The sequence below is a fragment of the Azospirillum sp. genome (genome assembly GCF_035628975.1).
Lineage (GTDB): Bacteria > Pseudomonadota > Alphaproteobacteria > Azospirillales > Azospirillaceae > Azospirillum.
This window is the reverse complement of sequence record NZ_DASPIS010000002.1, coordinates 1-18,274: the sequence shown is the minus strand read 5'-3', so window position 1 is coordinate 18,274 and position 18,274 is coordinate 1. Positions and strand designations below refer to the sequence as shown.

The following is an 18,274-nucleotide window of genomic DNA, read 5'->3' as shown; positions in this document are numbered from 1 at the left end:
GGGCGCGGGCCGGATCGGCGGCGCCGGAGTTGGGGGTGCGTCGCTGCGGCGGCGTTACCAGTCGAAGGCGTCGGTGCGGTGCCAGCGCCCGACCATGCAGGCGTCGGCGACCAGGGACAGCGGGCGGGCGTCGACGTCGCTCGCCCCATCGCCTATCAACCGGTGGAAGTGGCGATAGATGCGCTGGTATTCGGTGTCCGGCTCGGCCAGCACATGCGTGCCGTCCACCATCAGGCGGGTCCCGCCATGGGTGAGCTCGAGGCGGCCGCCATCGGTTTCCCCATCGGTCTCGATGACGATGGACCAGGTCTGCTCGCCCTGCTGGAGGAAGTCGAAATCGGCGGTGACGCGGCCGATGCGGGAACCGGGAGCGGCCGACATCTCCAGCGTCGCGGCGATGGGGGTGTCGCGGTTGGCCGGCACATGCAGGTCGGCGGAGCGGACGAAGACCGGGGCCGGCAGGATGTCGGTCAGGATCGACAGGGCGTTGATGCCGGGGTCGAAGACGCCGAAACCGCCGGCCGCGAAGATCCAGTCCTGGCCCGGATGCCAGCGCCGCACATCCTCCTTCCAGGTGATGGCGACGCTGCGGATCTCGGCATCCGCCAGCCGGCGGCGGGTTTCCTCCACCGCCGGGTTGAACTGCGAATGCCAGGCGGTGAACAGGGTACGCCGCGCGGCCTCGGCCTCCGCCACCAGATCGTGAAGCTCCGACAGGGTGGCGGCGGGCGGCTTCTCGATCAGCACATGGCAGCCGGCGCGCAGCGCCTCGACCGTCAGGCCGTGACGAACGGCGGGCGGGGTGCAGAGCGCCACGGCGTCGAGGCCGGGCAGGGCCGCGAGCACCTCCGCCTGGGAGCGGAAGGTCGGAACGTTGTCGGCAGAGGCGCCGTCCGGGCTGACCACGGCGGCCAATTCGAACAGGCCGGTGGCGGCAATGGCCGGGATATGCTGGTCGCGGGCGATCTTTCCCAGACCGACGAGGCCGAGGGTGGGGAGCGTCATGGTGATTGTCCGGTCGGGGCGGAAGGCCTCAGGCCTTGCCCTTGTTGTAGACGTCGAAGCAGACGGCGGCGAGCAGCACCAGACCCTTGATCACCTGCTGCCAGTCGATGCCGATGCCGAGGATCGACATGCCGTTGTTCATCACACCCATGATGAAGGCGCCGATCACCGCACCGGTCACCCGGCCGACACCGCCGGAGGCCGACGCGCCGCCGATGAAGCAGGCGGCGATTACATCCAGCTCGAACGACACGCCGGCCTTCGGCGTGGCGGTGTTGAGCCGCGCGGCGAAGATCAGGCCGGCGAGCGCAGCCAGCACGCCCATGTTCACGAAGGTGTAGAAGGACAGGCGGCGGGTGTCGATGCCCGACAGCTTGGCGGCCTTCTCGTTGCCGCCCAGCGCGTAGATGCGCCGGCCGATGGTGGTGTCGCGGGTGACGAAGGCGTAGATGCCGATCAGCAGCGCCATGATGATCAGGACGTTCGGCAGCCCTTTGTACGAGGCCAGCAGCATGCCGATATAGGCGACCACCGCGAACAGCCCGGCGCTCTTCAGCAGGAACAGCGGCAGCGGCTCCTGTTCGATGGCGAAGCGGTGGCGGCGGATGCGGGCGGCGACGCTGAGGCCGATGATGATCGCCGGCGTCACCAGGCACAGCAGAAGCGTGGTGGTGTGGAAGCCGGCCGTGCCGAAGACGTCGGGGATGAAGCCGGAACTGAGGCGCTGGAACTCCACCGGGAAGGGACCGACGGATTGGCCGGCCAGCAGCGCGAGGCTCAGGCCGCGGAAGACCAGCATGCCCGCCAGCGTCACGATGAAGGAGGGGATACGGAAATAGGCGACCCAATATCCCTGTGCAGCGCCGATGGCGGCGCCGGCCAGCAGGCAGAGGATGGCGGTCGGGATGAAATGCAGCTGGAACTGCACCATCAGGATGGCGGCCAGCGCGCCGATGAAGCCGACGATGGAGCCCACCGACAGATCGATGTGCCCGGCGACGATCACCAGCAGCATGCCCAGCGCCATGATGACGATGTAGCTGTTCTGCAGGACGAGGTTGGTGAGGTTCAACGGCTGCAGCAGCGTGCCGTTGGTCATGTACTGGAAGAAGGCCACGATCGCCAGCAGCGAGATCAGCATGCCGTAATCGCGCATGTGGCTCTTCAGGAACCTGGCCATGGAGGCCTGGCGCGGCGGGGCGGCCGGAAGATTCAGTTCGGCGCTCATTGCAGGGACTCCCGGGCAACCATGCTCTGCGTGACCGCCGGAGCCTTCACGGACGAGGACATGATGGCGTGCATGATCTTTTCCTGGCTGGCCTCGGCCGCCGGCATCTCGGCGACCAGCGCCCCTTCGTTCATCACGTAGATGCGGTCGGCGACACCCAGCAATTCGGGCAGTTCCGACGAGATCAGGATGACGCCGCGGCCTTCGGCCACCAGCTGGTTGACGATGGTGTAGATTTCATATTTGGCGCCGACGTCGATGCCGCGGGTCGGCTCGTCCAGGATCAGCACCTGCGGGTCGGCGAACAGCCATTTGCTGAGCACGACCTTCTGCTGGTTGCCGCCGGACAGGTTGACCGTCTGCTGGAACACGTCGGAACAGCGGATGCGCAGGCGGCGGCGGAAGTCGTTGGCGACCTCGATCTCGCGCTCGTGATGGATGACGCCGCGCCTGGCGACCCCGTCCAGATTGGCCAGCGTCACGTTGTGGCGGATGTCGTTGTCCAGCACGAGGCCGTAATGCTTGCGGTCCTCGGTGGCATAGGCCAGCCCGTTGCCCATGGCTTTGCTGATGGTGGACACGTCGATCTCGCGCCCGCCGAGGAAGGCCTGGCCACGGATGTTGCGGCCATAGGACCGGCCGAACAGGCTCATGGCGAATTCGGTGCGGCCGGCGCCCATCAGGCCGGCGATGCCGACCACCTCGCCCCGGCGGACATGCAGGTCGATGTCCTTGACGACGCGGCGGCCGGGATGGATGGGATGGTCGGCGCTCCAGCCCTTCACCTGGAAGAGGATGTCGCCGGGGTTGCCGGCGCGGCGGGGATAGCGGTCGGCAAGGTCGCGGCCGACCATGCCCTTGATGATGCGGTCCTGGCTGATCGGGCCGTGGTGGCAGTCCAGCGTCTCCACCGTGGTGCCGTCGCGCAGGATGGTGACGCGGTCGGCGACCTTGGCGATCTCGTTCAGCTTGTGCGAGATCAGGATAGAGGAGATGCCCTGTTCCTTGAAGCGCAGCAGCAGGGCAAGAAGCGCGTCGCTGTCGCTTTCGTTCAGGCTGGCCGTCGGCTCGTCCAGGATCAGCAGCTTGACCTGCTTGGACAGGGCCTTGGCGATCTCCACCAACTGCTGCTTGCCGACGCCGATGTCGGTGATCAGCGTCTCCGGCGAATCCGTCAGCCCGACCATGCGCAGGAGTTCGCGCGCCCGCGCAGTGGCGGCCATCCAGTCGATGACGCCCCGTTTCGCCTGCTCGTTGCCGAGGAACAGGTTCTCGGTGATCGACAGCAGCGGGACCAGCGCCAGTTCCTGGTGGATGATGATGATGCCCAGCTTCTCGCTGTCGGCGATGCCGCGGAAGGCGACGGGCTGGCCGCGGAATCGGATCTCGCCGTCATAGGTCCCATGCGGATAGACGCCGCTCAGCACCTTCATCAGCGTCGATTTGCCGGCGCCGTTCTCGCCGATCAGCGCGTGGATCTCCCCCTCGCGGACCGAGAGGTTGACGTCGTCGAGCGCCTTGACGCCCGGAAACGTCTTGGTGATGCCGCGCATCTCAAGAATGCTGTCCATGGATGACCCCCGGTCGTCCGCCTGCATGGTCCGGCGGAGCGCTGGAGCGGAATGCCGGGCGGCATCCGCTCCAACGCCGCTCACTCACTTGATCTGCGATTCCTTGTAGTAGCCGCCGTCGACCAGGACCTGCTTCCAGTTCATGGAGTCGACGCTGACCGGCTTCAGCAGATAGGAGGGGACGACCTTCTTGCCGTTGTCGTAGGTCTTGGTGTCGTTGACCTGCGGGGTGCGGCCGGCCAGCAGGTCGTCGACCATGCCCACCGTGACCTTCGCCAGTTCGCGGGTGTCCTTGAAGACGGTGGAGCGCTGCTCGCCCGCCAGGATCGACTTCACCGACGGCACTTCGGCGTCCTGGCCGGTGACGACCGGCATCGGCTGCGAGGCCGAGCCGTAACCGACACCCTTCAGCGAGGAGATGATGCCGATGCTGATGCCGTCATAGGGCGACAGCACGGCGTCCAGCGTCTTGTTGCCGTAATAGGCGCTCAGCAGATTGTCCATGCGGGATTGGGCGGCGGCGCCGTCCCAGCGCAGGGTGGACACCTTGTCCATGCCGATCTGCCCGCTCTGCACCTTCAGCTTGCCGCCGTCGATGTAGGGCTGCAGCACCGACATGGCGCCGTTGTAGAAGAAATAGGCGTTGTTGTCGTCGGGGGAGCCGCCGAACAGCTCGATGTTGAACGGACCCTTGCCCTCCTTCAAGCCGAGAGCCTTCTCGATGTAGGCGGCCTGGAGCACGCCGACCTGGAAGTTGTCGAAGGTGGCGTAGTAATCGACGTTGGCGGAACCGCGGATCAGCCGGTCGTAGGCGATGACCTTCACGCCCTGTTCCGCCGCCTTCTGCAGCACGTCGGTCAGCGTCGTCCCGTCGATGGCGGCGATCACCAGAACCTTGTCGTTCTTGGTGACCATGTTCTCGATCTGGGCGAGCTGGTTGGGGATGTCGTCCTCGGCATATTGCAGGTCGGTCTTGTATCCCTTTTCCTGGAAATACTTGACCATGTTGTTGCCGTCGTCGATCCAGCGCGCCGACGACTTGGTCGGCATGGCGATACCGATGGTCGGCTTGTCCTGCGCCATCGCCGGGGCGGCTGCGGTGCCGGTGGCGATCAGCAGGCCGATGGTGAGGCCGCCAAGTTTGCCAGCCAGTTTTGAACCGAAGGAAGAACGCATAGGAGACGACATGGACCGGAATCCTCCCCGTTTCTACGGCACGCGCTTCGCAGCCCCCACGTTCGGTGTCGCGGACGGCATGGGACGCGATGGTTTGTACCCCTAGCAATCCTCCGTTTCCCCATAACTGTCAAATATGATTATTCGGCAATCCGATATGCATTTCGATATCGGATGACGGTTCCGCCAACTGGCGCATCTTGCGTTCCGACGCCGCGCGCACCGCCGACAGAACGGTGCGGGCCCCCGGCGACAGCGGCCGGTCCTTCAGCCAGAAGATGCCGTAGGGCTCCACGCTGAAGCGCTTGTGGAAAGGCATGATGGTGTAGCAGCCGCCGGGCGTGAACACCTGGGCGAGCGCGCGGGCGAAGACGGTGATCGACTCCGTCTCCGCCACCATCGCCATCGAGATGACCGGCGACGCGCTTTCGATCACCTTGTGCGGCAGCCGGGCGCCCTCGGCGCGGAACAGCGCCTCCACCCGGTCGCGCAGCAGCGTGCCGACCGGCTGCAGGATCCAGGTGGCATCAGACAGGTCGGCGGCGGTCAGCGGGCGGCCGAGCCGCAGCAGCGGGTTGCCCGCGCGGCAGATGAAGCAGAGTTCCTCGCTGCTGATCTCCTGATACTCGAAGGCGGTGGGGTCGAAATGGCCCGGCAGGCGGCCGATGGCGAAATCCATCACCCCCTGATGCACCCGCTCGGCCAGCACGTCGCTGGTCTCCACCGCCACGGCGATCTTCAGGTTGGGATGCTCGCGGGTCAGGCTGCTGATGACGGGAACCACCAGTTCCACCGCCGGGGCCATCACCGTGCCGACCGACACCCGGCCGCTGTGCCCGGCCAGCAGCGCGTTCAGTTCCTCCCCCGTTTCCTGCAACTCGCTGAGGATCATCCTGGCGTGGCGGATCATCAGGCTGCCGTACCAGTTCGGCTCGATCCCGCGGCCATGGCGGTCGAACAGCTCGATCCCCAGCGTTTCCTCCAGGTCGCCCAACAATTTGGAGGCCGCCGGCTGCGACATGTTCAGGCTGGCGGCGGCCCGGTGCAGGTTGCGGTGTTCGTCGAGCGCTGCGAACAGCTGGAGATGGCGCAGCTTCAGCCGGGCCTTCTGGAACCAGTTCGGGGGGAAGCGCTGGGGGGTCACGGGTGGTTGCCTCCGGTCGGGCGCCGGCACCGGGTTGCGGAATGCCGGTATACGACAATTGATATCGCAGATGCCCATCTTCGTATTGGACGATTATCAAGAGGCCTCTTATCGTTCGGGTCGTCAACAATTTTTCAAATGGCTGGCGGCAACGACAGCCTCAGGGTGCGAGGGGGAGTGAAGCGGCATGGCGCAGGAAGTGCGTTGCGTCTGGCAGGCCGGGGCGCTGCTGGGGGAGGGCCCGCTCTGGTCCCCACGGCAGGATGCCGTTTACTTCGTCGACATCCGCGGCTCCCGCATCCTGCGCCACGGCCTGTCCGACGGGGCGCAGGCGGGGTGGGAGCTTGACGACGCCGCCTGCTGGCTGGTGGAGCGCGCCGACGGCAACGGCTTCATAGCCGGGCTGCGCTCCCGCAGCGTTGTCCGCCTGCTGCTGGAGCCGGGCGAGGCGATGATCGCCGAGGAGTTGGCGCGGATCGAGCCGGACCGGCCGGGCAACCGGCTGAACGACGGCAAGGCCGATGCGCAGGGCCGGCTGTGGGTCGGCAGCATGGACGATGCGGAGGAGGCGCCGGCCGGCAGCTTCTATCGCATCGATCCCGACGGCGCCGTCACCAGGGTCGACGAGGGCTACACCGTCGCCAACGGGCCGGCGCTGTCGCCGGACGGGCGGACGATCTATCACACCGACAGTGCGGCGCGGACGGTTTATGCCTTCGACATCGGCGCCGACGGCAGCCTGTCCGGCAAGCGGGTCCACATCCGCTTCACCGAGGCCGACGGCTATCCCGACGGCATGACCTGCGATGCCGAGGGCGGGCTGTGGATCGCCCATTGGGATGGTGCGCGCGTCAGCCGCTTCCGTCCCGACGGCAGGCTGGACCGCGCCATCACCCTGCCGGTCTCCCGCGTCACCTCCTGCGTCTTCGCCGGTCCGAACCTCGACCGGCTGTTCGTCACCACCGCGGCGCACGGCCGGCCCGAGGAGCCGCTGGCCGGAGCGCTGTTCGAGTGCGACCCTGGCGTCCGCGGCCTGCCGCCCGGCCGCTTCGGTTCCCCGTCGCACTGACTGCCGATCCGATTTCGATGAAGGACCCCACCGCCATGCCGTCCAGCGCCCGCCCTTACCGCGGAGTCTTCCCCGTCGTCCCCACCATCTTCACCGAAACGGGGGAGTTGGATCTCGACGGCCAGAAGCGCTGCGTCGACTTCATGATCGACGCCGGCTCCACCGGCCTGTGCATCCTCGCCAACTTCTCCGAACAGTTCGTGCTGACCGACGACGAGCGCGCGGTGCTGATGGAGACGATGCTGGCCCATGTCGCCGGCCGGGTGCCGGTGATCGTCACCACCACCCATTTCAGCACCCGCGCCTGCGCCGAGCGCAGCCGCCGCGCCCAGGATATGGGGGCCGCGATGGTAATGGTGATGCCGCCCTACCACGGCGCCACCATCCGCGTGCCGGAGGCCGGCATCGTCGAGTTCTTCCAGCGCGTGTCCGACGCCATCGACATCCCGATCATGATCCAGGACGCGCCGGTGAGCGGCACCCCGCTGCCGGCTCCGCTGCTGGCGCGGATGGCGCGGGAGATCGCGCAGGTCTCCTACTTCAAGATCGAGGTGCCGCAGGCGGCGGCCAAGCTGCGCACGCTGATCGAACTGGGCGGCGACGCCATCGAAGGACCGTGGGACGGCGAGGAGGCGATCACGCTGCTGGCCGACCTCGACGCCGGGGCGACCGGGGCGATGACCGGCGGCGGCTATCCCGACGGCATCCGGCAGATCATCGATCCCTATCTGGCCGGCGACCGCGAGGCGGCGGTGGCGGCCTATGGGCGCTGGCTGCCGCTGATCAACCACGAGAACCGCCAGTGCGGCATCGCCACCGCGAAGATCCTGATGAAGGAGGGCGGTGTCATCAGGTCCGACGCGATGCGTCACCCGATGTCCAGCCCGCACCCGATCAGCCGCGAGGGGTTGCTGGATGCCGCGCGGCGGCTCGATCCGCTGGTGCTGCGCTGGGGGCGGTGAGTGGTCCCGGTGGTGCCCCCTCCCCATCCCTCCCCCGCCCTCGGCCGGGCGAAGGCCGGTCCGATCGCGGGAGAGGGGGTGAGATGCTTGGCAGCGTGGCTTAAATGCAGAACCGGCGGCAGTCCCCTCTCCCTCGAAGAGGGGGAGGGTTAGGGAGGGGGCAAAACGCTCCCAACAAGGAGACCCATCATGACCATCACCGGCGAGATGCTGATCGGCGCCGAGACCCACCGCGGCAGCGAGGGCGAGTTCCGCGCCGTCGACCCCGCAACCGGCGAGGCGCTGGAGCCCGCCTTCGGCGGCGGCGGGACGGCGGAGGTGGAGCGCGCCTGCGCGCTGGCCTGGGCCGCCTTAGACGCCTTCCGCGAAACCGGCCTGGAGCAGCGCGCCACCTTCCTGGAGGCGGTCGCCCAGAACATCCTCGATATCGGCGACGACCTGATCGCCCGCGCCATGGCGGAAAGCGGTCTGCCGCGTGCGCGGTTGGAGGGCGAGCGCGGCCGCACCGTCGGGCAACTGCGCCTGTTCGCCCAGGTGGTGCGCGAAGGAAGCTGGATCGAGGCGCGCATCGACCCGGCCATGCCCGCGCGCACGCCGCTGCCCCGCCCCGACATCCGCCAGCGCCACATCCCGCTGGGGCCGGTCGCGGTGTTCGGCGCCTCGAACTTCCCGCTCGCCTTCTCGGTGGCCGGCGGCGACACCGCGTCGGCCTTCGCCGCCGGCTGTCCGGTGGTGGTGAAGGGCCATGGCGCCCACCCCGGCACGTCGGAACTGGTCGGCCGCGCCATCCGGGCGGCGGTCGCCTCCTGCGGGCTGCCGGAGGGGGTGTTCTCCCTGCTGTTCGGCACCGGCAACGAGATCGGCACGGCGCTGGTCGCCGATCCGCGCATCAAGGCGGTGGGCTTCACCGGTTCGCGCCGCGGCGGGCTGGCGCTGATGGAGGTGGCGTCCAGGCGGCCGGAGCCGATCCCGGTCTATGCCGAGATGAGCAGCATCAACCCGGTCTTCCTGATGCCGGCGGCGCTGGCCTCGCGCGCCGAGGCGCTGGGCAAGGGCTTCGTCGCCTCGCTGACCATGGGGGCGGGGCAGTTCTGCACCAACCCCGGCATCCTGCTGGGCGTCGAGGGCCCGGATCTCGACCGCTTCGTCGCGGCGGCGGTGGAGGCCATCGGCGGCAGTGCGGCGTCCACCATGCTGACGCCGGGCATCCATGCCGCCTATGATTCCGGTGTCGCCAAGCTGGCCGGCAGCGGCGAGGTGACGATTCTGGCGCGCGGCATGGCCTGCAGCGGGCCGAACCAGGCGCAGGCGGCCTTCTTCACAACGACGGCGGACGCCTTCCTGGCCGACACTGAGTTGCAGGAGGAGGTGTTCGGCGCCGCGTCGCTGCTGATCCGCTGCCCCGACGTCGCTGCGATGAAGGCGGTGGCGGAAAAGCTGGAAGGGCAGCTGACCGCGACGGTGCAGATGGATGCGGAGGACAAGGCCGCCGTGGCGGCGCTGATCCCGACGCTGGAGCGCAAGGCCGGCCGCATCCTGGCGAACGGCTGGCCGACGGGGGTGGAGGTCTGCCACGCGATGGTGCATGGCGGCCCCTTCCCGGCGACCTCGGACGCCCGCAGCACCTCGGTCGGCACGCTGGCGATCCGCCGTTTCCTGCGCCCGGTCTGCTATCAGGATCTGCCGGCCGACCTGCTGCCGGAGGCTGTGCGCGACGGCAACCCGCTGGGACTGTGGCGGCGGGTGGATGGCGAATTGGGACGGGGATAGGCGAGCCGACCGTCCGACGATATGCGCGCTCTCCCTCGGGTGCGTCGGCCCCGGTTTCTCATGAAGTTGTTTTTCATGGACCGGTGTCACCTTGCGGCCGGGCGGCCTTGCGCTGCCCGGCCGTTCTTTTGACCGGACATATCCTTTTCAGCATCGCATCGGTCAAGAATCGTATTGGACAGTTATGGTTCTGCGTACTTAAAGTGGGCATGGCGAACAAATTTGACCGGGCTGGGATCACGAACTTTCAGCGCGCCATTCCGCCGCCTGCCCCCATCCGAAAGCACGGCAATAAAACCTCAGGGAGTGAAACAGATGTCCAGGAAATGGGTGATCTCCGCCGCCACCGCCGCTGCGGCGCTCTTTATCGGGCTTGGCGCGGTGCAGGCCGCCGACAAGAAGCTGGTGGTCGGCTTCTCGCAGATCGGATCGGAATCGGGCTGGCGCGCGGCCGAGACCAAGACCGCCAAGGCGGAAGCCGAGAAGCGCGGCATCGACCTGAAGATCTCCGACGCCCAGCAGAAGCAGGAGAACCAGATCAAGGCCGTGCGCTCCTTCGTCGCCCAGGGCGTGGACGCGATCTTCATCGCGCCGGTGGTGGCGACCGGCTGGGATTCGGTGCTGAAGGAAGCCAAGGAGGCGAAGATCCCGGTGGTGCTGCTCGACCGCCAGATCGAGACCAAGGACTCCAGCCTCTACATGACCGCCGTCACCTCCGACACCGTGCATGAGGGCCGGGTGGCCGGCGAATGGCTGGCCAAGCAGACCGGCGGCAAATGCGCGGTGGTGGAACTGCAGGGCACCGTCGGCTCCTCCCCCGCCATCAACCGCAAGAAGGGCTTCGACGAGATCGTCGCCAAGAATCCGGGGATGAAGATCGTCCGCACCCAGTCCGGCGACTTCACCCGCGCCAAGGGCAAGGAGGTGATGGAGAGCTTCATCAAGGCGGAGAACGGCGGCAAGGGCATCTGCGCCGTCTACGCCCACAACGACGACATGGCGGTCGGGGCCATCCAGGCGATCAAGGAAGCCGGGCTGAAGCCGGGCAAGGACATCCTGGTCGTCTCCATCGACGGCGTGCCGGACATCTTCAAGGCGATGGCCGAAGGCGAGGCGAACGCCACGGTGGAGCTGACGCCGAACATGGCGGGTCCTGCTTATGACGCATTGATCGCCTTCAAGAAGGACGGCAAGGCGCCGCCGAAGTGGATCCAGACGGAATCGGCCCTGTTCACGCCCGAGACCGCCAAGGCCGAGTACGAGCGCCGCAAGGACGCCTACTGACTTGGGGTAAGGTTTGCAGAAATCCCCCTCTCCCCCCTGGGGAGAGGGCCGGGGTGAGGGGGATGCACAAGGTTGGATTCTCGAGAATCCTCGCCGCGCCACCCCCTCACCCTAACCCTCTCCCCGGGGGGAGAGGGGATTATCCACTTGTTTTTCCGCGCATCCGGCGAGGTCCGTCATGACGGCGTCCACCGCTCCCCCCTCCGCGCCGTTGCTGGCGATCCGCGGGCTGTCGAAGGCCTTTCTCGGTGTCCAGGCGCTCGACGGCGTCGATTTCACCCTGCGCCATGGCGAGATCCATGCCCTGCTGGGCGAGAACGGCGCCGGCAAATCGACCCTCATCAAGACGCTGACCGGCGTCTATCAGCGGGACGGCGGCACCGTGGCGCTGGAGGGGCGGGAGATCGCACCGCGCGGCGTGGAGGAGGCGCAGCGTCTGCACATCGGCACCGTCTATCAGGAGGTGAACCTGCTGCCCAACCTGTCGGTGGCGGAAAACCTGTTCCTGGGACGACAGCCGATGCGCTGGGGGCTGGTCGACCGCGGCGCCATGCGGCGGCGGGCGCGTGCCATTCTGATGCCCTACGGCCTGTCGATCGACGTGACGGCCCCGCTCGGGCGCTTCTCGGTGGCGACGCAGCAGATCATCGCCATCGCCCGCGCGGTGGACATGTCGGCCAAGGTGCTGATCCTGGATGAGCCCACCGCCAGCCTGGACGCGCAGGAGGTGGCGGTGCTGTTCAAGGTGATGCGGACCCTGCGGTCGCGCGGGATCGGCATCGTCTTCGTCACCCATTTCCTCGATCAGGTCTATGAGGTCTGCGACAGCATCACCGTGCTGCGCAACGGCCGGCTGGTGGGCGAGCGGCGCACGGCCGACCTGCCGCGCCTCGATCTCGTCGCCATGATGCTGGGGCGGGAACTGGAGGCGGCGGCCCACCGCATCGACCTCGGCCCGGAGGAGATCGACACCCGTCCGCCGCTGGCCAGTTTCAAGGGATTCGGCAAGTCGCGCAGCGTGGAGCCCTTCGACCTCGACATCCGTCCGGGCGAGGTGGTGGCGCTGGCGGGATTGCTGGGCTCCGGCCGGACGGAGACGGTCCGGCTGGTCTTCGGCATGGACCGCGCCGACCGGGGCGAGGCGACGGTGGACGACCGTGCGGTGCGGCTGAAGGGGCCACGCGACGCCGTGCGGCTCGGCTTCGGCTTCTGTCCGGAGGACCGCAAGAAGGAGGGCATCGTCGGCGAGCTGTCGGTGCGGGAGAACATCATCCTGGCGCTCCAGGCGCGCCAGGGCTGGCTGAAGCCGATCCCGCGCCGCCGGCAGGAGGAGATCGCCGACCGCTTCATCCGCCTGCTCGACATCCGCACGCCGGACGCCGAACGGCCGATCCAGCTTCTGTCCGGCGGCAACCAGCAGAAGGCGCTGCTGGCGCGCTGGCTGGCGACCGAGCCGCGGCTGCTGATCCTCGACGAGCCGACGCGCGGCATCGACGTCGGGGCGCACGCAGAGATCATCCGCCTGATCGAGCGGCTGTGCGCCGACGGCATGGCGCTGCTGGTGGTGTCGTCGGAACTGGAGGAGATCGTCGCCTACAGCCGCCGCGTCGTCGTGCTGCGCGACCGCCGCCATGTGGCGGAACTGAGGGGAGGAGAGGTCAGCGTGGAGCGCATCGTCGCCGCCATCGCGTCCGAGACGCCAGTTGGAGAGGTGCGGCAATGACGCTGTCCGCTCCCGGTCCGGCGCGCAACCTGCCGCAATATGGCGCGCTGATCGCCGTCCTGCTGGCCAACTGGCTGCTGTTTCCCGATTTCTTCGCCATCCGCCTGCAGGACGGCCGGCTGTTCGGCAGCCTGATCGACGTTCTGAACCGCGGCGCCCCGGTGGCGCTGCTCGCCATCGGCATGACGATGGTCATCGCCACCCGCGGCGTCGACCTGTCGGTCGGTGCGGTGATGGCGATTTCCGGCGCGGTCGCCGCCACCATGACCGGGGCGGGGTGGAGCCTGCCGGCGGTGCTGGCGGCGTCGCTGGCCGCCGGGCTGCTGTGCGGGCTGTGGAACGGGCTGCTGGTGGCGGTTCTGCGCATCCAGCCGATCATCGCCACGCTGATCCTGATGGTCGCCGGCCGCGGCATCGCCCAGCTGATCACCGAGGGGCAGATCGTCACCTTCACCAGCCCGGCGCTGGCCTTCATCGGCGGCGGGTCCTTCCTGACCGTGCCGATGCCGGTGGTCATCACCATCGCGCTGCTGGCGGTCACGGCCCTGCTGGTGCGGGCGACGGCGCTGGGGCTGATGATCGAGGCGGTCGGCATCAACCGGCTGTCCAGCGCCGGGGCCGGCGTCAACACGCCGGTGGTTCTGGTCGCCGTCTATGTCTGGTGCGGGCTGTGCGCGGCGGTGGCCGGGCTGATCGTCACCGCCGACATCCGCGGCGCCGACGCCAACAATGCCGGGCTGTGGCTGGAGCTGGACGCCATCCTGGCGGTGGTGGTCGGCGGCACCTCGCTGCTCGGCGGGCGCTTCGGGCTGGTGCTGTCGGTGGTGGGGGCGCTGATCATCCAGGCGATGAACACCGGCATTCTGCTGAGCGGCTTCAAGCCGGAATTCAACCTGATCGTCAAGGCGGGCGTCCTGATGGTCGTCCTGCTGCTGCAATCGCCGACGCTGACCCTGTTCCTGCCGCGCCCGAAGGGGGCGCGGCCGATGGGCACGGTCAAGCCGCCGGTGGCGCCGTCGAGCGGGGGTGCAAAACCATGACCAACGCAGCGATCCAGCGCTTCCTTCCCCTGATCGTCACCACTGCGGTGCTGGTGGTCGGATTCCTGATCTGCGCGGCGCAGTTCCCCAATTTCGCCTCCTGGCGGGTGGTGGCAAACCTGCTGACCGACAACGCTTTTCTGGGCATTACCGCGGTCGGCATGACCTTCGTCATCCTGTCGGGCGGGATCGACCTGTCGGTGGGAGCGGTGATCGGCTTCACCACCGTGCTGCTGGCCGTGCTGATCGAACATGGCGGCTGGCACCCCATTCCCGCCTTCGCCGTGGCGCTGATCGCCGCCGGCGGCTTCGGCGCGGCGATGGGCGGGGTGATCCATGTCTTCCAAATGCCGCCCTTCATCGTCACGCTGGCCGGCATGTTCATCGCCCGCGGCCTGGGTTTCGTCCTGACCACCGATTCGGTGCCGATCAACCACCCGCTCTATGGCGAGCTGAACGACATGGCGCTGCGCTTCGACTTCGGGCTGAAGCTGAGCCTGCCGGCGCTGCTGATGCTGGGGGTGGTGGTCGCCGCGGTGGTGCTGGCGCACTGGACCCGCTTCGGCGCCAACCTCTATGCGCTGGGCGGCAACCGGCAGTCGGCGGAGCTGATGGGCGTGCCGGTGGGGCGGACGACGGTGGCGGTCTATGCCCTGTCCGGGCTGCTGGCCGGGCTGGCGGGGATCGTCTTCTCGCTCTACACCGGTGCCGGCTATTCGCTGGCGGCGACGGGGGTGGAGCTGGACACCATCACCGCCGTGGTGATCGGCGGCACCCAGCTGACCGGCGGCTACGGCTATGTCGTCGGCACCTTCGTCGGCGTGCTGATCCAGGGGCTGATCCAGACCTACATCACCTTCGACGGCACGCTCAGCAGCTGGTGGACCAAGATCGCCATCGGCGTGCTGCTGTTCGTCTTCATCCTGTTGCAGAAGGGCCTGCTGACGGTCTGGGCCGGCCGCGGCGGCGAACCGGCGGAGGCATGATGCCCATCGGGAGTTTCCTGTTCGATACCGTCGAAGGCCGTCCGGTGGAGGGCTTCACCCTCTCCGCCGGCGGGCTGGAGGCGACCGTGATCGCCCATGGCGCCCGGCTGGTGCGGATGTCGGTGCCCGGCCGTGATGAAAACACGACCGACGTGGTGCTGGGCTTCGACCGGGTGGCCGACTATTTGGCGAGCGACGCCTATTTCGGCGCCACCTGCGGGCGCTACGGCAACCGCATCGGCGGGGCGGCCTTCACGCTGGACGGCGTGCGCCATGAATTGAGCGCCAACGAGCCGCCGAACCAGCTGCATGGCGGGCCGGACGGCTTCGACCGGCGCATCTGGGACGCCGAGGTGGAGGAGGCGGAGAACGCCGTCACCTTCACGCTTGTCTCGCCGGACGGCGACCAGGGCTATCCCGGCACGCTGACGGCGACGACGCGCTACCGGCTGACCGACGACGGCGTGCTGGACATCCGAATGACCGCGACCACCGACCGGCCGACCATCGTCAACCTCGTCCATCATAGCTATTGGAACCTTGGAGGGCATGCTTCCGGCGACCTGCGCGACCACCGGCTGGCGGTGCGCGGCGGCTTCACCACGCCGGTCGGCGACGACCTGATCCCGACGGGGGAGGTGCGGCCGGTGGACGGCACCCCCTTCGACCTGCGCGGTGGGGTGGCGCTAGGCGAGGCCCTGGACGCGGTCGGCGGCTTCGGCTTCGACCACAACTGGTGCCTGGAGGGGCCGGCGGGGGAACTGCGCCCTGTGGCGGTGCTGGAGCATCCGGCATCGGGCCGGCGGATGGAACTGGCGACCGACCAGCCGGGACTGCAGGTCTACACCGGCGGCTATCTCAGCGAGCAGGTGATGGGAAAGGGCGGACAGCGTTATTGCCGCTTCGCCGGGCTGGCGCTGGAAAGCCAGCGTTTTCCCGGCAGCCCCAACATCGGCCATTTCCCGTCGGCGCGGCTGGACCCCGGCGGGACATACCGGCACCGCATGCAGCTGCGATTCCGGGCGGGCTGAGCGGAAAGCGGGGAACCGTCCACCGGTTTGCGGGGTTCATCGAAGGCACGGCAGCGGTTCCGCTGCTGCCATTGCGAAACCCCACCATGCCGGAAGGAAAGGTCGACATGGCCGCGACGCCGGACGCCGCCCGCCCCAGTCCCGTTTATCGGACCGACCAAATCCCGGCTGGACCGATCCTGGTGCCCGGCCGGACCTGCTGGCGCGTGGCGAAAGCGGACCGGATGGCCGTCATCATCGACGCCGCCGCCTATTTCGCCCGGCTGAAGGCGGCGATCCTCGGCGCCCGCCACACGGTGATGCTGATCGGCTGGGATTTCGACACCCGGATCAAGCTGGAGCCGGAAGACCCGATCCCGGACGTGCCGAACGAACTGGGCGACTTCCTGTCCTGGATCGTCCGGGTGCGGCCGGAACTGACCATCAACGTGCTGAAATGGGATCTGGCGGTCCTGAAGATGCCGTTCCGCGGCCGGACGCCTCTGGTCCTGCTGGACTGGCTGAGCAGCCGGCGCCTGCGCTTCCGCCTGGATTCCGCCCATCCGCCCGGCGCCTGCCATCACCAGAAGATCGCCATCATCGACGATGCGCTGGCCTTCTGCGGCGGCATCGACATGACCACCGACCGCTGGGACACCCCCGAGCATCGCGACGACGATCCCCGCCGCGTACGGCCCAGCGGCATAGCCTATGGTCCCTTCCACGACGTGACCACCGCCGTCGACGGCGAGGCGGCGCGGGCGCTGGGCGAGCTGGCGCGGGAGCGCTGGCGCCGTGCCACCGGCGATGCGCTGCTCCCGCCGCCGCCGACCGAGGCCCATTGGCCGGAGGACCTGGAGCCCGACTTCCGCGACATCCCCGTCGCCATCGCCCGCACCGACCCGATGGCCGATGACGAGGACCGCGGGAAGACCGGCAAGCGCGGCGTGCGCGAGATCGAGGCGCTGTATCTGGCCGCCATCGCCGCGGCACGGCGGTTCATCTATCTGGAAAGCCAGTATTTCGCCTCGCAACGGATCGTCGGCGCCATCGCCGCCCGTCTGTCGGAGCCGGATGGGCCGGAGGTGGTGGTCGTCAACCCGGAACGCGCCCCCGGCTGGGTGGAGGAGGAGGCGATGGGCAGCGCCCGCTCGCTGCTGGTCCGGCGGCTGCGGGAGGCCGATCCCCACGGCCGCTTCCGCATCCTGGCCCCGGTGACGGAGGGCGGGCAGGGCATCTATGTCCATGCCAAGGTTCTGGTGGTGGACGACCGCTTCCTGCGGGTGGGATCGTCCAACATCAACAACCGGTCCCAGGGGCTGGACACCGAATGCGACCTCGCCATCGAATGCCCGCCCGGCGATGGGCAGGAGGAGTCGGAGAACTGCCGCGCCATTCGCTCCGTCCGCACGCGGCTGATGGCGGAGCATCTGGGCGTGGCGGTGGAGGAGGTCGAGCGGACGGAGGAGGGGTGCGGCTCGCTGGTCGCCACCGTCGACCGGCTGATGCACCCCGCCGGCCGGTCGCTCCGGCCGCTGGAGCCCGAACCGCTGAGCGAGGCGGAGGTGGCCCTGGTCGACGAGCGGCTGCTCGATCCCGATCGGCCGGAGCCGATGGCGAAGATCATCCTGCGCGGCGCGACGGTGTTCGGCGACGTGAACCGCACCACGCTGCGCATCGCCGCCGGGGTTGCCGCGGGTGCCGCGATCGGGATCGGGCTTGCCGTCTGGGCCGGCCGAAAAGGGGTTCGGAAAGGGCTTGGGAAAAATTTTCGCGGAGAGTGAATTCTGTGCTTGCGGGCCGCGGTCCATCCCGCTACATAGGCGCTCCCCGCGGCGCACAACGCGGTGCGGGGAAAGCGCTTGTGGCGGAACTGGTAGACGCGCTAGGTTCAGGTCCTAGTGGCTGAAAGGCCGTGGGGGTTCGACTCCCTCCAAGCGCACCAACACTCCAAGTGTTGGTGAGGGGTAGCAGAAGTATAGTGGGGCCATAGCTCAGCTGGGAGAGCGCTACAATGGCATTGTAGAGGTCAGGAGTTCGATCCTCCTTGGCTCCACCACTTCTGAAGGTTTGGGTAGAGTTTAGGTCTTGTCTATCGGGGTGATGTCTTGTAAAAGGCGCCGCTCCTCAGCGCGGGTGTAGCTCAGTTGGTTAGAGCGCCGGCCTGTCACGCCGGAGGCCGCGGGTTCAAGTCCCGTCACTCGCGCCACTTTGCGGGCGTAGCTCAGGGGTAGAGCACAACCTTGCCAAGGTTGGGGTCGAGGGTTCGAATCCCTTCGCCCGCTCCATTACTGGAGCGACAGTTT

General features: G+C 68.1%; 14 protein-coding genes and 4 tRNA genes. 13 read left to right on the top strand and 5 right to left on the bottom strand.

Features of this window, described 5'->3' with window-relative positions; all coding sequences use genetic code 11:
* Positions 1-54: 54 nt before the first annotated feature.
* From VD964_RS00225 to VD964_RS00205, 5 genes are all read right to left on the bottom strand, one after another.
* Positions 55-1,005 carry a Gfo/Idh/MocA family oxidoreductase gene (locus VD964_RS00225; protein ID WP_324864323.1) on the bottom strand — a complete coding sequence of 317 codons (951 nt, stop codon included), beginning with the start codon at positions 1,003-1,005 and terminating at the stop codon, positions 55-57.
* A gap of 28 nt (positions 1,006-1,033) precedes the next feature.
* Positions 1,034-2,233 carry a multiple monosaccharide ABC transporter permease gene (mmsB, locus tag VD964_RS00220; protein WP_310116379.1) on the bottom strand — a complete coding sequence of 400 codons (1,200 nt, stop codon included), beginning with the start codon at positions 2,231-2,233 and terminating at the stop codon, positions 1,034-1,036.
* Positions 2,230-3,804 carry a multiple monosaccharide ABC transporter ATP-binding protein gene (gene mmsA / locus VD964_RS00215; protein WP_324864319.1) on the bottom strand — a complete coding sequence of 525 codons (1,575 nt, stop codon included), beginning with the start codon at positions 3,802-3,804 and terminating at the stop codon, positions 2,230-2,232. The genes mmsB and mmsA overlap by 4 nt, the downstream gene beginning before the upstream one ends.
* Positions 3,805-3,888: 84 nt before the next feature.
* Positions 3,889-4,992, bottom strand: coding sequence for a multiple monosaccharide ABC transporter substrate-binding protein (gene chvE / locus VD964_RS00210; RefSeq protein WP_324864317.1), 1,104 nt, complete (start codon positions 4,990-4,992; stop codon positions 3,889-3,891).
* Positions 4,993-5,110: 118 nt separating this feature from the next.
* Positions 5,111-6,124 carry a LysR family transcriptional regulator gene (locus VD964_RS00205; protein ID WP_324864315.1) on the bottom strand — a complete coding sequence of 338 codons (1,014 nt, stop codon included), beginning with the start codon at positions 6,122-6,124 and terminating at the stop codon, positions 5,111-5,113.
* Positions 6,125-6,311: 187 nt separating this feature from the next.
* Here VD964_RS00205 and VD964_RS00200 point away from each other — a divergent pair, with 187 nt between their 5' ends.
* The 13 genes from VD964_RS00200 (at position 6,312) to VD964_RS00140 (ending at position 18,256) form a co-directional block, all read left to right on the top strand.
* Complete coding sequence (locus tag VD964_RS00200) at positions 6,312-7,193, top strand: SMP-30/gluconolactonase/LRE family protein (RefSeq protein ID WP_324864313.1); 882 nt, start codon at positions 6,312-6,314, stop codon at positions 7,191-7,193.
* Positions 7,194-7,210: 17 nt separating this feature from the next.
* Positions 7,211-8,155, top strand: coding sequence for a dihydrodipicolinate synthase family protein (locus VD964_RS00195; protein WP_324864311.1), 945 nt, complete (start codon positions 7,211-7,213; stop codon positions 8,153-8,155).
* A 189-nt stretch (positions 8,156-8,344) separates the two neighbouring features.
* A complete protein-coding gene (locus tag VD964_RS00190; protein WP_324864309.1) occupies positions 8,345-9,925 on the top strand; it encodes an aldehyde dehydrogenase (NADP(+)) in 1,581 nt (526 codons plus the stop codon).
* Positions 9,926-10,240: 315 nt separating this feature from the next.
* Positions 10,241-11,209, top strand: coding sequence for a galactofuranose ABC transporter, galactofuranose-binding protein YtfQ (gene ytfQ, locus VD964_RS00185; RefSeq protein WP_324864307.1), 969 nt, complete (start codon positions 10,241-10,243; stop codon positions 11,207-11,209).
* Positions 11,210-11,387: 178 nt separating this feature from the next.
* Positions 11,388-12,932 (top strand): galactofuranose ABC transporter, ATP-binding protein YtfR, encoded by a 1,545-nt coding sequence (ytfR, locus tag VD964_RS00180; protein ID WP_324864305.1) that lies wholly within the window; start codon positions 11,388-11,390, stop codon positions 12,930-12,932.
* Positions 12,929-13,972 carry an ABC transporter permease gene (locus VD964_RS00175; RefSeq protein WP_324864303.1) on the top strand — a complete coding sequence of 348 codons (1,044 nt, stop codon included), beginning with the start codon at positions 12,929-12,931 and terminating at the stop codon, positions 13,970-13,972. The genes ytfR and VD964_RS00175 overlap by 4 nt, the downstream gene beginning before the upstream one ends.
* On the top strand, positions 13,969-14,958 hold the full coding sequence (gene yjfF, locus VD964_RS00170) for a galactofuranose ABC transporter, permease protein YjfF (RefSeq protein ID WP_324864301.1): 990 nt from the start codon (positions 13,969-13,971) through the stop codon (positions 14,956-14,958). Before VD964_RS00175 ends, yjfF begins: the two co-directional genes overlap by 4 nt.
* Positions 14,955-15,989 carry an aldose epimerase family protein gene (locus VD964_RS00165; RefSeq protein WP_324864299.1) on the top strand — a complete coding sequence of 345 codons (1,035 nt, stop codon included), beginning with the start codon at positions 14,955-14,957 and terminating at the stop codon, positions 15,987-15,989. Before yjfF ends, VD964_RS00165 begins: the two co-directional genes overlap by 4 nt.
* 107 nt (positions 15,990-16,096) lie before the next feature.
* Complete coding sequence (locus VD964_RS00160; protein WP_324864297.1) at positions 16,097-17,752, top strand: phospholipase D-like domain-containing protein; 1,656 nt, start codon at positions 16,097-16,099, stop codon at positions 17,750-17,752.
* A 74-nt stretch (positions 17,753-17,826) separates the two neighbouring features.
* Positions 17,827-17,913 (top strand) — tRNA-Leu (locus tag VD964_RS00155).
* A 38-nt stretch (positions 17,914-17,951) separates the two neighbouring features.
* Positions 17,952-18,027, top strand: a tRNA-Ala gene (locus tag VD964_RS00150).
* A 73-nt stretch (positions 18,028-18,100) separates the two neighbouring features.
* Positions 18,101-18,177: transfer RNA gene (locus tag VD964_RS00145), tRNA-Asp, on the top strand.
* 4 nt (positions 18,178-18,181) lie between these two features.
* Positions 18,182-18,256: transfer RNA gene (locus tag VD964_RS00140), tRNA-Gly, on the top strand.
* Positions 18,257-18,274 lie beyond the last annotated feature (18 nt).

Bases quoted from the DNA above. Each gene is read 5' to 3' on its own strand.
- VD964_RS00190 (WP_324864309.1), top strand. From the start codon at position 8,345: ATGACCATCACCGGCGAGATGCTGATCGGCGCCGAGACCCACCGCGGC.
- VD964_RS00195 (WP_324864311.1), top strand. From the start codon at position 7,211: ATGAAGGACCCCACCGCCATGCCGTCCAGCGCCCGCCCTTACCGCGGA.
- chvE (WP_324864317.1), bottom strand. From the start codon at position 4,992: ATGTCGTCTCCTATGCGTTCTTCCTTCGGTTCAAAACTGGCTGGCAAA.
- mmsA (WP_324864319.1), bottom strand. From the start codon at position 3,804: ATGGACAGCATTCTTGAGATGCGCGGCATCACCAAGACGTTTCCGGGC.
- ytfQ (WP_324864307.1), top strand. From the start codon at position 10,241: ATGTCCAGGAAATGGGTGATCTCCGCCGCCACCGCCGCTGCGGCGCTC.
- VD964_RS00225 (WP_324864323.1), bottom strand. From the start codon at position 1,005: ATGACGCTCCCCACCCTCGGCCTCGTCGGTCTGGGAAAGATCGCCCGC.
- VD964_RS00175 (WP_324864303.1), top strand. From the start codon at position 12,929: ATGACGCTGTCCGCTCCCGGTCCGGCGCGCAACCTGCCGCAATATGGC.
- VD964_RS00160 (WP_324864297.1), top strand. From the start codon at position 16,097: ATGGCCGCGACGCCGGACGCCGCCCGCCCCAGTCCCGTTTATCGGACC.
- ytfR (WP_324864305.1), top strand. From the start codon at position 11,388: ATGACGGCGTCCACCGCTCCCCCCTCCGCGCCGTTGCTGGCGATCCGC.
- VD964_RS00200 (WP_324864313.1), top strand. From the start codon at position 6,312: ATGGCGCAGGAAGTGCGTTGCGTCTGGCAGGCCGGGGCGCTGCTGGGG.
- yjfF (WP_324864301.1), top strand. From the start codon at position 13,969: ATGACCAACGCAGCGATCCAGCGCTTCCTTCCCCTGATCGTCACCACT.
- mmsB (WP_310116379.1), bottom strand. From the start codon at position 2,233: ATGAGCGCCGAACTGAATCTTCCGGCCGCCCCGCCGCGCCAGGCCTCC.
- VD964_RS00165 (WP_324864299.1), top strand. From the start codon at position 14,955: ATGATGCCCATCGGGAGTTTCCTGTTCGATACCGTCGAAGGCCGTCCG.